This is a genomic window from Streptomyces sp. NPDC001508 (genome assembly GCF_040298665.1).
Classification (GTDB): domain Bacteria; phylum Actinomycetota; class Actinomycetes; order Streptomycetales; family Streptomycetaceae; genus Streptomyces.
This window is the reverse complement of record NZ_JBEPAP010000002.1, coordinates 387808-402195: the sequence shown is the minus strand read 5'-3', so window position 1 is coordinate 402195 and position 14388 is coordinate 387808. Positions and strand designations below refer to the sequence as shown.

6 protein-coding genes are annotated in these 14388 nt (G+C 69.3%); all 6 read left to right on the top strand.

The window, feature by feature from the left end:
• Positions 1-8: 8 nt before the first annotated feature.
• The 6 genes from ABT245_RS03940 to pglX all read left to right on the top strand — a co-directional run bounded on the left by ABT245_RS03940 (position 9) and on the right by pglX (position 14376).
• The gene (locus ABT245_RS03940) at positions 9-1802 is read left to right on the top strand and encodes a type IV secretory system conjugative DNA transfer family protein (RefSeq protein WP_351728197.1); all 1794 of its coding nucleotides are present in this window, start codon (positions 9-11) and stop codon (positions 1800-1802) included.
• Positions 1799-3070, top strand: coding sequence for a DNA cytosine methyltransferase (locus ABT245_RS03935; protein ID WP_351728196.1), 1272 nt, complete (start codon positions 1799-1801; stop codon positions 3068-3070). Before ABT245_RS03940 ends, ABT245_RS03935 begins: the two co-directional genes overlap by 4 nt.
• On the top strand, positions 3070-4188 hold the full coding sequence (locus ABT245_RS03930; protein ID WP_351728194.1) for a DnaB-like helicase N-terminal domain-containing protein: 1119 nt from the start codon (positions 3070-3072) through the stop codon (positions 4186-4188). The genes ABT245_RS03935 and ABT245_RS03930 overlap by 1 nt, the downstream gene beginning before the upstream one ends.
• A 65-nt stretch (positions 4189-4253) precedes the next feature.
• Entirely contained in the window at positions 4254-5624 is a 1371-nt protein-coding gene (locus ABT245_RS03925) for an SPDY domain-containing protein (protein WP_351728192.1), read from the top strand.
• 262 nt (positions 5625-5886) lie between these two features.
• Positions 5887-10569, top strand: a complete 4683-nt coding sequence (gene pglW / locus ABT245_RS03920; RefSeq protein ID WP_351728190.1) for a BREX system serine/threonine kinase PglW — start codon at positions 5887-5889, stop codon at positions 10567-10569.
• Positions 10570-10629: 60 nt separating this feature from the next.
• Positions 10630-14376 (top strand): BREX-2 system adenine-specific DNA-methyltransferase PglX, encoded by a 3747-nt coding sequence (pglX, locus tag ABT245_RS03915; RefSeq protein WP_351728188.1) that lies wholly within the window; start codon positions 10630-10632, stop codon positions 14374-14376.
• The last annotated feature ends 12 nt before the right edge of the window (positions 14377-14388 follow it).

The window sequence follows — 14388 nt, the reverse complement described above, 5'->3', positions numbered from 1 at the left end:
GTAACTCTTTGCCCCCCACCTCCTCCAACAGTTCCACCGACGGGTACGACATCGTCCTGCGCCTCCTGATCGGAGTCGCAGCCGTCGTCGTCCCCCTGTCCCACCTCGCCTGGCTGTCCGGCAACATCACCGCCTACCTCACCGGAGGCGGCTGGGCGCCGTACCAGCCGACCACCGCCCTGCTCCACCCCCAGCGCCTCTGGCCCCACGCTGGAGAAACACCCCTGCTGATCGGGGCACGCATCGTTCCCGTTCTCCTCCTCCTGGCCCTCGGGACAACAGCGGGCACCCTGTTGGCCCGGCACAAGAACCGCAGCGGCGGCCGGAAGAAGAAGATCACCGGCATGGCCAAGGCCCGGGACATCGAACCGATGATGGCCAAGGCGATCACCGAGAAGGCCCGCTCCCTGCGCCCGAGCCTGAAGGACGCCAAGCACATCGAGGCCCGCGACACCGGCATCCTCCTCGGCAACCTGCAGGGCACCAAGCAGGAGATCCGCATGGGCTACGAGGACGTGGCCGTCGCCATCATGGCGCCCCGCTCGGGCAAGACCACCTCGCTCGCGATCCCCTCCATCCTCGCCGCGCCCGGCCCGGTCCTGCTGACCTCGAACAAGGCCGCCGGCGATGCGTTCACCGCCACCTACGACGCCCGCGCCGCCGTGGGACGGGTGTGGTCGATGGACCCGCAGCAGATCGCGCACGCCGCACGCGAGATGTGGTGGAATCCCTTGGCGGACGCCAAAACCCTCGACGGCGCCGGGCGGCTGGCCGGCCACTTCCTCGCCGCCTCCGTGGACGCCTCCCAACAGGGCGACTTCTGGTCCAAGGCCGGATCCAACATCCTCGCGCAGCTCTTCCTCGCCGCGGCCCTGGACGAGCGGCCGATCACCGACGTCATGCAGTGGCTGGCCTTCCCCGCCGACCGCACCCCGCTCGACATCCTCCGCGACGACGGATTCACCGCCATCGCCGCCCAACTCAAGGGCACCGTGGAAGGACCGCCGGAAACCCGGGACGGCATCTACGAGACCGCCCGCCAGTACGCCGCCGCGCTGCTGAACAGCGAGATCACGGCCTGGGTCACCCCGCAGAAGAACGTTCCGGAGTTCAAGCCGTCCGAGTTCGTCACCTCCACCGACACCCTCTTCCTGCTCAGCAAGGACGGCGGAGGCGGAGCATCGGCGCTGATCGCCGCGTGCGCGGATTCGGTGATGCGGGCCGCGACCGCGCAGGCCGAACGCGCCGGCGGACGCCTCGACCCGCCCATGCTCGCCATCCTCGACGAGGCCGCCAACGTGTGCAAGATCTCGGACCTTCCGGATCTGTACTCGCACCTCGGATCGCGCGGGATCATCCCGATCACGATCCTGCAGTCCTACCGCCAGGGCCAGAAGGTCTGGGGGGACGCCGGCATGGACGCCATGTGGTCCGCCTCGACCGTCAAGGTCATCGGCTCCGGTATCGACGACCCCGACTTCGCGGACAAGCTGTCCCGCCTGATCGGCGACCACGACGTCGAGACCACCTCGACCTCGCACTCCGAGTCCGGCAAGTCGACCTCGGTGTCGATGCGACAGCAGCGGATCCTGCCCGCCGACGAGATCCGCGCCCTGCCCAAGGGCACGGCGCTCTGCTTCGCCACCGGTATGCGCGCAGCCATGCTCGACCTGCGCCCGTGGTACCAGGAGCCCGGCGCGGCAGAACTGTCCGCGGCGTCCGTCCGCGCGTCAAAGGCAATCACCGCCCGGGCCATCGCCAAGCACGCACCGACGCAGTCCGACTTCGGGCTGGCCACGTGATACTCGACCTCTTTGCGGGTCCAGGTGGCTGGAGCAGGGCACTGAAGGTCCTCGGTGAGCGCGACATCGGCCTGGAATGGGACGAGTGGGCCTGCAAAACCCGCGTGGCCGCTGGACAGTTGACGATCCGCGCCGACGTGGCCATGTATCCGACATGGCCCTTCCTCGGCCGCACGTACGGCCTGATCGCCTCCCCGCCGTGCCAGGCATGGAGCATGGCCGGCAAACGCCTCGGCCTACTCGACCAGCCGCTGGTGCACACGGCAGTCGAGGACCTCGCCGCCGGACGCGACACCCGCGAGCGCCTCCTCGCCGCCTGCCGCGACGAACGCTCCCTGCTCGCGGCAGAGCCGATGCGCTACCTGCATGCCCTGAACGCGGTCGGCGAGCCCGAGTGGGTCGCGATGGAGGAGGTGCCGGACGTCCTGCCGCTGTGGAAGCAGTACGCGGCAATCTTGCGGACCTGGGGGTTCTCGGTCTGGTACGGGATCCTCAACGCCGCCGACTTCGGCGTTCCACAGACGCGCAGGCGGGCGATCCTGCTCGCCTCCCGGGTCCGTACGGCACAGCCCCCCACGCCCACGCACGCCCAAGTCGCCGAGCCGGAATCGCTGTTCGGTCCGGGCCGCGCCCGCTGGGTCAGCATGGCCGAAGCCCTGGGATGGGGCGCGACCGACCGGCCCGTTCCCACCGTCTGCGCCGGCGGCGGACCGGGCGGCGGGCCCGAGCCGTTCCCATCGGGCTCCCGCAAGACGCTGTCCGACGCCCGGGAGCGCGGCACCTGGATGCCCAGGCTGGACGGTGTGGTCCTGCAGTCCCGTCGCGAAGGCGCTGGATGGGCGGCCCGGCACGGCACCCGCAAGAACCGTGCCGCCGACGCTCCGGCGCCGACGTTCACCTCCGAGGCGCACCGCTGGTCCTGGTCCCTGCGCAGCAACAACCAGGCCAACGCCACCGTCCGTCCGCTGTCCGAGCCGGCGGGCACGCTGTTCTTCGGTCACCGCGCGAACGAGTGCACCTGGGTCGCCGAACCAGTGTCGGCTACGGCCAACGACACGGACGTGCCAGCGGTGCCGGAGCCAATCCGGATCACCGCCCGCGAGGCCGGCCTCCTGCAGACCTTCCCCGCCAACTACCCCTGGGCCGGCAACAAGGGCCAGCAGTTCTCGCAGATCGGCAACGCTGTACCCCCGCTGCTCGCTGGCCACCTCCTCGCCCCGCACCTCGGCGTCACCCTCGACCCCGACGACTTCGCCCTCGCCGCCTGATGCCCCACACCCCCGAACCCGACGAAGACGACCTCGACTGGATCGCGCCGACGCAGCCGGTATTCCACGTCGAGCAGGCCCTCCTCGGCGCTCTCCTCCTCGAACCACACCGTCTCAGCGACGTCAGCGGCATCGCCGCCGGCTCCTTCTCCACTGCTACGCACGCCGCCCTGTTCGCCGCCATCAGCACCCTGCCTCCGCCCGACCCCGCCGAGCACGTGAAGAACACCAAGTGGCTCGACCAAGTGCTCGCAATGAGCCGCCAACAGGCGCGCGGACTGACCCCCTCTTACCTCCACACCCTCGTCCAGGTCTGCCCCTGGCCCCGCCACGCACGGGCCTACGCCCGCATGGTCGAGGCCGAAGCCGCCCGCCGTCGCCTGCAGACGGCCGCCGAACGCCTCATCCAGACCGTCGACGACGCCTCCCACCCGCACCCAGTCGAGAAAGTGCTCGCCGAGGCCGACGCGATCACCGCGGTCGTGGACGACATCGCGAGCCGGTTCCCGCCGCGCACCGGAGTGCTGCCCCGCACCGCGGCACCGCCGCCGGCCATCACCACCGACCGCACCGAGGCGGTCGAGGAGGAGCAGCTGCTCCTAGCGACCGCCACCGCCCACCCCGCCGACATCGAGTCCGTCCGGTGGCTGCTCCCCGACGACCTCACCCGGCCCCTGCACGCCGGCCTGTGGCAATGCCTGACCGCCCTGGCCCGCCGCCGCGAGCCCGTCGACCCCGTCACCGTCCTATGGGAGGCCCAACAGCGCGGCCTGCTCGACCACGCGAGTGAACCCGGCGAGGTGCTCCGCCTGCTGGCCGAACCGGCCGGTTCCGTGGAGCACTGGGGCGAACGTGCCCTGCAGCGCTCCCTCCTAGCCACCGCCGATCACGCTGGCCGGCGCATCTCGGCGTACGCCGGAGACCCGGCGAACACCCCGTTCCAGCTTGTGGTGGGCGCCCGCCGCGCCCTCGCCGACGTCAGCGCGGTTCGCACCCGCTGGCAGCACGCCACGGGAACTGTCCCGCCACCACGGCCGCGCCCGGCACCTGCCACTCGCGCCGGCCCGCCGACCACGACGGCCGCTCACGCCGCCCGCGCCGCGCGAGCAACCCGATAGCACCCCACTCACGCCGGTGGCCGGACCCGAAGGCCCGGCCACCGGCAGAAGAGACGACACCCAACGTGACTCCCTCCATCGACGCTCACGTCCGCCTCGACACCCACCCAACCCATCCCAGCGCCGTGACCGCTGTCCTGACCGGCAGCCAGGCCCGCATCGCTGGCATGGCTTTGGAGGCAGCCGACTGGGCCGTCCTCGCCGACAACGTCCTGGTCCTGGCCCGCATCGACCACGAGGAGCCCTACTGGGCTGAGGACGCAGCCAAGCACCTGTCCGCCGGCGGCATCACCGTCGAAATCACCCCTCGACTCCGGGAGGCCATGGACGAGGAATGGACCTGGGCGGACTATCCGATGCCGTGGTGCACCCGCAGCGAGATCCGCGAGGTCTCCAACCAGGCGCAGAAGATCCACGACGACATCCGCCACGGCCATCTCCTCATCCACGCACACGCCCACGACGGTCACACCACCGTTGCGGTCGGCACGTACCTCGGCCGCAACGGCAAATCCGTCTACCTCCACGGCGAGGACCACCTTCGCCAGGTCGCCGACACCTTCGACTCACCCGCTCAGGCCCTGCTCGCCTTCGAGAAGATCCACGGCACCGACGTGCGCCCCGGTCCGGCACCCCTGACCGACGCCGAGCGCGCCGCCGTCGAGGCCCGCGCCACCTTTGACCTCGGCGCAGCGAAACCCGGGCCTCACTGCCCGAAGCCGGAGACCGTCCCCGTCTACCTGGCCGATGCCGGCGACCACGACGCCCTCCTCGACGCCTTCCTCGACAGGCACGGCGAGTTCGAGAAGTGGCGGACCTGGTCCGACGAGACAACCCACGCCATCCACGAGTCGCAGACCCTGCGCATCGAGCGCGTCCACGAGACCCCGGCCCACGAGACCGCGTGGACCGTAGCCGCCTACGAGACGCCCGTCTCCGACCGCACGTGGGTCCTCACCGCAACCGGCGCCACCCCCGCCCCGGTGATGGAGGAGCTTCTGAATCACCTCGCCGACGGCGATGGCTGGGACACGTCCACCGGCGCACCGGTGGACGACAAGATGGTCACCGCGGCCACCCAGCCCCTCTCCGACGCCGGATGGAAGCACACCGTGGACGGGCGATGGATCCGCTGGACATGCCCCGACGGGGACGCGGGCGTCCAGTTCGACGCCTTCACAGCACAACACCCGAATCAGAACCTGGCCACCTGGACCGTCTGGGCCGGCCCCGGACCGGACCGGCCCGCCTGGGCCATCACCGCGTCCCCGCACATCCCGAGTTCACTGCTGGCCGATCTCTTCGAAACCCTCGCCCACGAGGCCGGCACGCGCCAGGCAGAGCCTGCGGGCCTCGAACACAGGACCAGCCTCGCTACCAGTCCGCCGGCCACGCCCACGGTTACGGCCGGCCCAGCCGCCACCCGTGCACGCTGATCATTGGCGCACACGAGCGGGGCAACGTAGCGCGGGATCACCGGTTGGCCAAACCGGCGATCCCGCGCACATTCGTTCGCGGCGCATTCTGCCCCGTTCCATCGACGCCAGGTCTGGGATTCCGCGGCCTCGGTCGTAGCACGCTCAGGCCGCTCTTGATGTCAGTGACACCCTTTAGGATTCGGTCCGAGGGGTTGAGCTGTGCTTCCTGAACGCGTCGGCAGGAACCACGGCAGGCTTACAGACACGGACGGGGAGCCGCATGCTGGAAGACCGGTGGACGACGGTCACCGAGTCCGAGTATGAGCACGAGCGCCGTGGTCTTGAGGCGATCCGCCGGCGTCTGCCAGATGAGGAGCCGTGGCGGGCCTGGTCGAACTTCATGTTCACCGCGAACAGCGGGCACGTCCGTGAGGTCGATCTTCTGGTGGTAGCGCCGGCCGGGGTCTTCCTGGTCGAGTTGAAGGACTGGCACGGCTCGGTCCACGGCGGCGGCAACGACTGGGTGCAGACCACGCCCAGCGGGACCAGCCGTCGGCACGGCAATCCGCTGCACCTGGCGAACCGGAAGGCCAAGGAGCTGTCGGGCCTGATCAACGGCGTCTCCGGTCGGCCCGCGCACCGAACGAAGATCTGGGTGGGTGAGGCTGTCTGCTTCACGGACGACAAGCTTCAGGTGAACCTTCCGGCTGCCGACATGAACGGCGTGTTCACGGTCAAGCAGCTGGTGGAGATGCTGGCCGTGCCGCCGGGAGACGCCCGCTACCAGATCACAGCCGAGGCATCCCGCTTTGTCGATGCAGCCCTGAAGAAGCTCCGTATCGCACCGATCCGCCGCCAGCACGAGGTGGGCTCCTACCTCCTGGAGGCGAAGGCGTTCGACTCCGGGCCGTCCTGGGCCGACTATCTGGGACGCCATTCCCAGCTGCACGATCTGGCACGGGTACGGGTCTTCCTCAGTGAACGTGGTGCCTCCGACGACGAGCGGCGCTCGGTGGAGCGTGCCGCCGCCCGCGAGGCATCGGTACTCAGCCGTTTTCGTCATCCCGGTGCGGTACAGCTGAAGAATTATCTGCCGTCGGGGCATCCCGCCGGGCCCGCGATCCTCTTCGACTACCACCCGGAGACGCTGCGCCTGGACGATTACCTGGTCCAACACGGTGAGGGTCTCGACCTGCAGGGGCGCCTCGCGCTGGTGCGGCAGCTTGCCGAGACGGTGCGCTCCGCGCACTCCCGGCGGGTCCACCACCGCACGCTGTCGGCGCACGCGGTGCATGTGATTCCGCGCGACCGCGGTCCACGCGGGCGGGAGCTCGGCGAGGAGCAGCGCTGGCTGCGTCCGTGGACGCAGATCGCGGATTGGCAGATCGCCACTGGGCAAAGCTCCAGCCGCGGCCGGCCGCTGACCCTAGCTCCGACTAACGTGACGGGGTTCCATGTCGCCGAGCAGGCAGATCCTTATCTGGCTCCGGAGCTGAGGATTCCGAAGGCCGATCCAGTACGCCTCGATGTGTACGGGCTCGGCGTGCTCACGTATCTGCTGGTGACCGGGCAAGCGCCTGGCGCGAGCCAGAGCGAGGTCATGGCACGTCTGGAGGCCGGCGAGAGTCTGCGTCCCAGCGCGCTCGTCGACGGTCTCAATCCGGACATCGACGATCTGGTGGAGGCTTCCACCGCGTACGAACCGGGTCGGCGTCTGTCCACGGTCGACGACTTCCTGGAGATGCTGGAGTACGTCGAGCAGGCATTCGTCGAGGAGGTCCCGGGCGGCGGGGATGCGGCTGCAGTCGCGGGCGGGGACGGCGGTTCAGCCGCAGGCGTGGGCGAGGAAAGATCCGAGCCGGAGAAGGACCCGCTGGAGGCCGTGGCCGGGGACGTACTGGCCGGACGCTGGGAGGTCGTGCGCCGCCTCGGTACAGGCTCGACCGCGCGGGCCTTCCTGGTGCGGGATCTGGAGGGCGAGCCTCGGCGCAGCGGCGGCCTGCCGGTGGCAGTGCTGAAGGTCGCGCTGAGCGAGGCCAAGCATGCTGTCCTGGATCGTGAGGCGGAGGTCCTGGGCCGGATCCACAGGGACTCCAGCATCATTTCGCTGTACGAGCCGCAGCCCCTGACATTGGCTGGGCGCCGGGTCCTGGTCCTGGAGTACGTGGGCGACAGCCGGGAGCTGAAGGACCAGGACGGCAGTGCGAGTAAGGGCCCGCGCCGCAGGGAGGACACCGTTGCCCGCCAGCTGCGGGACAACGGCCGCCTGGGCATGGACCAGCTGGAGGCGTACGGGAAGTACCTCTTCGGTGCTGTGGAGCACTTGGAGGCGGAGGGGATCTGGCACCGGGATCTGAAGCCGGACAACATCGCGATCCGGGTCCGCCCCAACGGCACCCGTCAGCTGGTGCTGATCGACTTCTCGCTCGCCGGGTACCCGGCGAAGGAAATCGAGGCGGGCACCGAGGGCTACCTCGACCCGTTCGTGGGCGTCATCACGCGCGGCTCGTACGACGGGCACGCCGAGCGGTATGCGCTGGCCGTGACGCTGCATGAGATGGCGTCGAACGAGCTGCCCCGCTGGGGTGACGGCTCGGTCACGGCCCGGCAGACGGATGCGAAGGAATGGCCATACCCGCAGCTGGCGGCAGACGCCTTTGAGCCGGCCGTCCGGGACGGCCTGGTGGCGTTCTTCCGTAAGGCGCTGGCCCGAGATGTGAAGGACCGCTTCCCGGATCTCAAGCCGATGGAGCGTGCCTGGCAGCGGATCTTCCTGGACGCACAGCAGACCACGGCGCCGAGCACCGGTCACGGTGAGAAGTCGGGGCGCGGAGCGAAGGGCGGCACTGACGCGGTTGCCGAGTCGGCTGAGCAGCCGCGGATCGGGCGGGAGGATGACGACGTCTCCGCCGAGCAGGTCCGCGACCAGCAGGCCGAACGCGCCGACCGAAAGACGCCGCTGTCGGTGGCGGGTCTGACGGTCGCAGCGCAGTCGCAGCTGTTCGCGATGGGGCTGAACACCGTCGGTGACGTCTTGGACTACTCGGCGAAGAAGTTCCTCACCGCGCCGGGCATGGGCTCGCGCACCCGGGAGGAGATCCAGCGCCGGCAGAAAGAATGGAACGCGCGCCTGGGCAAGGCGGCTCCCACGCCGCTCAGCGCGGAGGCCCGCAAGGCGGCGGGCCAGGAGCTCTCCGACCTGGAGCGGGCGGTCGCGGAGTCGGTCGCCGGGGACGTCACCGACCCGCAGGTGCTGGGCGGCCTGAGCCTGGACGCGCTCGCCGCCCGCCTGGTGCCGAAGCCATCCAGCGGTAATGCCCGCTCCAACGCCAAGGAGCGCGAAGCAATCCGGCTGCTGCTGCGGCTGCCCGATGAGACAGGCACGCTGCCCGGGGGCCTGGCCTGGGTCCGGCAGCGGGACGTCGCCGATGCGGTCGGCCTGACCGCGGGCCGGATCCCGCAGATCGTGAAGAAGGCGCGCGAGCGCTGGTACAAGGACGCAGCCCTCGAGCTGCTGCGTGAGCAGGTGGTGGAGCTCCTGGCTGAGCGAGGCCGGGTGGCCCCGGTGATCGAACTCGCCGACGCCCTCATCGCCCGGCGCGGCACCCAGCACGTGGAACGGCGCAACCGGCGTGCACTCGCCCTGTCGCTGCTGCGTGCAGTGGTCGAACGAGAGAGTTACGACAACGAGTCCCCGCCGCTCTTCCGCTACTTCCACGCCCGCATGCCCAAGGGCGCCGATCCGGTACTCGGCCTGCTCGCCCTGGATGTCCGGGAGGACGTGGACGGTCCGGACACCCCGGCACTGCCCGCCCTGCAGGAGTACGCACTGAACCTGGGCGTACGGGCCGACCGGCTCGCGGCGCTTGAGTCCCTGCCGACGGCGAGCACGGTCCTCACCGAGCTGGACGCGGTCCGACGGCCGCCGGGCAGCCTGGGCTGGGACGAGCGGCGCACGGCCGAGATCGCGGTCGCCGCCTCCACCCGGGCCGCGCTCACCCCGCGCCTGGAGATCTACCCGCGCGACCTGGACCTGGTGCGTGCGCTGCGGATCACCCAGGCCGGCGTGGTCGCCGTGCAGCCGGGCGTCGAGGAGGAGCGGCAGCCGGGCCTGACGGTGGACGCGCTGCACAAGCGGGTCGCCACCCGCTTCCCCGACCTGGGCACCGATCCGCTGGCGCCCCGCGAGCTGCCCACGGGCAGCGCCCTGGTCCGCGCCCTGAAGCAGGCCGGCTTCGAGCTGAAACTGGCCACCCGCTACGACAAGGTGCTCCGGCTCATCCCGGACCGCCCCTCCGGGGACGCCACTGCCGGGCTGACCTCGGCGAGCTGGGGTGCCTCGGCTGCGCGCCGCTCGGTCCCCACCCAGTACGACGCGGACGCGGCCGTCGCCGCTGCCGTCAAGGCTGAGCAGCGACTTATGCACTCGGCGCGGCAGGACGGCTTCCGGGTCCTGACCGTGCCCCAGCGGCGGGCCGAGGACGCGGTGCGGCGGCTGGCCGGCGAGCCGTACGGGGCTCGGCCGGTGTCGGTAACCGGACTGTTCGTGGCCGAACTGCGCGGCGTGGTCGGCGAGGCTGCCCGTCCGACCTGGGAGACCGTCCTCAAGGCAGACGCCGCCGAGCCGGGCAGCCGGGCCCATCAGCAGCTACGCATACGCACGGACAAGGCGTGGGGGCGACTCGAGCCGCGGCTGCGGGAGCAGCTGGCGGAGGCCGATGGTCCGCTGTTGCTCACCGACACTGCGGTGCTGGCCCGCTACGACGCGCTCGACCTGCTCGGGCGCCTCTCGGAGGAGGCTCGACAGGGCGGCAGCCCGCTGTGGCTGCTCGTCGCCCAGTCCGATCCGGCACGGGCTCCGCGGTTGGCCGGGCAGAGTGTTCCGTACCAGGCGGGGTTCGACGAGTGGATCGTTGTGCCTGACGCCTGGGTCGCGCGCAAACACCTCGAGCCGGACGCCTGACGCCCCTCCTCCTAACCTGATCTTCTTCCGTCCTCTCGCCTTTCTCCTCAGGAGCCGTTCGTGATCGACCGCAAGATCCTCCTCGCCGACCTGCAGAAGCAGGTCAAGGCGGCAGAGACCGATCTGGAACAGCAGGTCAAAGCCGTCCCTGAGGTCGGGACGCGGCTGCGCGGTGAGTATGAGCAGGCCCGGAAGCTGGGCCGTACGGCGGCGACGTGGAACGCCTGGCTTGGCGAGCGGATCACCCAGGTCGCGGTTGCCTGGGTGCTCGGCACGGTCTTCGTGCGGTTCAGCGAGGACAACCGGCTGATTGCCGAGCCATACATCACCTCCCCCGACGTGGCGGGGCGGGAGACCGCCCAGGCGCGCTTCGAGGAATACCTGGAGAAGGACGCCGACCCGACGTACCGGGGATGGCTGGAGACGGCGTTCGCCGAGTTGGGCGCAGGGCAGGCCGGGCGGCTGCTCTTCGATCGTGACCACAACCCGCTCTACCAGATCCCGCTGTCGCACGACGGCGCCGGCGCGTTGCTCGCATTCTGGCGGGAGCAGCGCGTCGGTGAGGTCAACGAGGACGAAGGGGCGGACGGTCCGGTCCTCGTGCACGACTTCAGCGACCCGCTGAGCGAGAACGGCACCGAGGGCTGGGACACCCGGTTCCTGGGCGACCTGTACCAAGACCTGAGCGAGACGGCCCGCAAGACGTACGCGTTGCTGCAGACACCGGAGTTCGTGGAGGAGTTCATCCTCAACCGGACGATGCCCCCGGCAGTGCGGGAGTTCGGCTTCGAAGAGCTGAAGATGATCGACCCGACGTGCGGGTCTGGCCACTTCGTGCTCGGCGCATTCCGGCGGCTTGTGCGAATGTGGGCCGAGCAGCGGCCTGAGGTCGGCGCTTACGAGCGGGTGCGAGCGGCCCTGAACTCGGTGCACGGGGTGGACCTCAACCCGTTCGCGGTCGCCGTGGCCCGTTTCCGGCTCCTGGTCGCGGCGATGGCCGCGAGCGGCATCAGGACCTTCGAGGAGGCACGGCGCTACGAGTGGCCCATCCAGCTCGCAGTCGGCGACTCGCTCATCAAGGACCGGCAGCTGGAACTGCAGTTGGGGCTCGCCCTTGAGGAGGAGGGCGGCAGCGCAGCCGGTGACCCGCTGGCCGACTTTTCGTACGCGACGGAGGACGTGCACGAGCATCCCGGGATCCTGGAGCAGGGGCGCTACCACGTGGTCGTAGGCAACCCGCCTTACATCACAGTCAAGGACAAGCAGCTCAACCAGCTGTACCGGCAGCTGTACGACGCGTGCGCGGGAACATACGCGCTGTCCGTCCCCTTCGCCCAGCGGTTCTTCGAGCTGGCCAAGCGAGGCAGAGCTGACGGAAACGGCTACGGCATGGTCGGTCAGATCACGGCGAACTCGTTCATGAAGCGAGAGTTCGGCACCACGCTCATCGAAGAGTACTTCGCGCACAAGGTTGAGCTGACGGAGGTCATCGACACGTCGGGGGCAGTCATCCCGGGGCATGGGACGCCGACGGTGATTCTCGTCGGGCGACCAAGGGAGGGATCGAAGCGGCAGGCGACGATCCGGACGGTACGCAGCGTGCAAGGGGAGCCTTCGGCACCCGAGGAGGGGAAGGAAGCGGAGGGGCTGGTGTGGCGGGCGATCGTTGAGCTGATCGACCGACCGGGGAGCGCGGGACAGTGGGTGTCAGTCGACGACCTGGAGCGAGGTCGGTATTTCGGGAAGCAGCCGTGGATCCTGGCTGATGGCGGACTGGAGTTGGTTGAAGCCCTGTCCGCGGCGACCGCAAAGTCGTTGGTGAATGTCATCGACCCTGGTATCGGTCGCGCCGTCCGCGTAGGCGCCGATAGCGCCTACGTTAGGCCAAGCCGTCCCACATACCAAACCAGAGCCGACAAGTCGAGCCTCCTTCCCTTTCTGACTGGTGATGTCGTCAGAGATTGGCATGCCGCGGCAGAGGATTCCATTTGGTTTCCGTACGCGGAGGGAATGAAGGCAGAAGAACTTCAAGAGGAACTCTGGCCTTACCGGACGCTCCTCCGGGAGCGGCGTACCTTCCAGGGGGATATGGCTGCCGCTGGCCTCAACTGGTGGGATTACATGCAATTCACGTCATCGGCATACGCTACACCCCTGTCGGTAATGTTTGCATTTGTCTCCACCCATAACCACTTCGTTCTGGACCGAGGTGGGAGTGTCTTTAATCGCCACGCACCTGTAATTAAGCTGCGAGACGGGGCGACTGAGCAGGATCACGTGCGACTGCTCGGGCTGCTCAATAGCTCTACAGCCGGGTTCTGGCTCAAGATGGTCAGCCATGACAAGGGTAGCCAGGGCGTAAACGAGGGCTACAAGTCACAGGCGTGGGAACGCTTCTACGAGTTCACCGGCAGCAAGATCGGAGAATTCCCGCTTCCTGCTAAGTACCCCGTCGCCCTCGCTGGGGAACTCGATTCGCTTGCCCAGCAACTCGCAGCGACGACCCCCGCCGCCCTCGCTGCCAAGGCCACCCCCCTTGCTCCGACCCTCCGCGCTGCCCAAGCCAGCTACGACTCGATTCGCGGCCGCATGATCGCCCTCCAGGAGGAGCTGGACTGGCAGGTGTACTCCCTCTACGACCTTCACTCCGAGGATCTGCGCCTGCCCGACACCTCCGCCGTGCCCGAACTTGCCCTTGGCGAGCGGGCTTTCGAGATTGTGCTCGCTCGGCGGGTTGCGGCCGGTGAGGCCAGTGGCGAGTGGTTCAAGCGACACGCCTCGACGCCGATCACGGAGATCCCAGCGCACTGGCCCGCCGACTATCAGGCGCTCGTGCGGAGGCGGATCGGGGTCATCGAGTCGAACCGTGCCATCGGCATGGTGGAGCGCCCCGAGTACAAACGGCGCTGGGCCACTGAGGGTTGGGGTGCGATGCGGCAGAAGGCGCTGAAGTCCTGGCTGCTCGACCGGGTCGAGGACCGCGCGTACTGGTTCGACGCCAATGGCAATCCTACTGTCATCACCCTCGCCCGGCTCTCCGAAACCCTCTCCGCTGACGAGGACTTCACGTCCGTTGCTGAGCTGTACGCGCCCCGGCAGGACCTCGTGAAGACCGTGCGGGAGCTGCTGTCCGAGGAGCATGTGCCGTTCGTGTCCGCGCTGCGGTACAAGCCGTCCGGGCTGAAGAAGCGTGCCGACTGGGAACAGGTGTGGAAGTTGCAGCGGGAGGAGGACGCCGCGCCCGACGAGCCCGCCAAGCGGAAGGTCCGTGAGCGGACGCCCGTGCCGCCGAAGTACACCTCGGCGGATTTCCTGAAGCCGAGCTACTGGCGTGCGCGCGGCAAGCTGGATGTGCCCAAGGAGCGGTTCGTGTCCTACGGCACGGTCAACGCGCAGTCGCCGGAGCTGTACGGGTGGGCTGGCTGGGATCACCTGGAGCAGGCCCTCGCGCTCGCCTCGTACATCCAGCAGGCTGGGCTCAGCGACGACGACCTCGTGCCTTACCTGGCCGGGCTGCTTGAGCTGCAGCCGTGGTTGGAGCAGTGGTATGGCGAATACGACCCGGAGTTCGGGGCGTCGCCGGCAGCCGAGATCCTGGCGTTCAGGCAGCAGAAGCAGGGCGAACTCGGGTTGACCGACGATGCACTGCGGGCCTGGCGTCCGTCAGCCGCCAGCCGTGGACGCGGCGCGTCGAAGGCCGCCACATCGAGTACGCGCACGGGCGCGAAGGCCGCCGTCCAGACGTCCATCATCGATGCCGACAACGACACCGTCACCGAGGCCGTAAGCGGCGCAGAGTCCGCCTGAGCAGGGCGAGGA

Coding starts and splice junctions, on each gene's coding strand:
- ABT245_RS03930 (WP_351728194.1), top strand. CDS start 3,070: ATGCCCCACACCCCCGAACCCGACGAAGACGACCTCGACTGGATCGCG.
- pglW (WP_351728190.1), top strand. CDS start 5,887: ATGCTGGAAGACCGGTGGACGACGGTCACCGAGTCCGAGTATGAGCAC.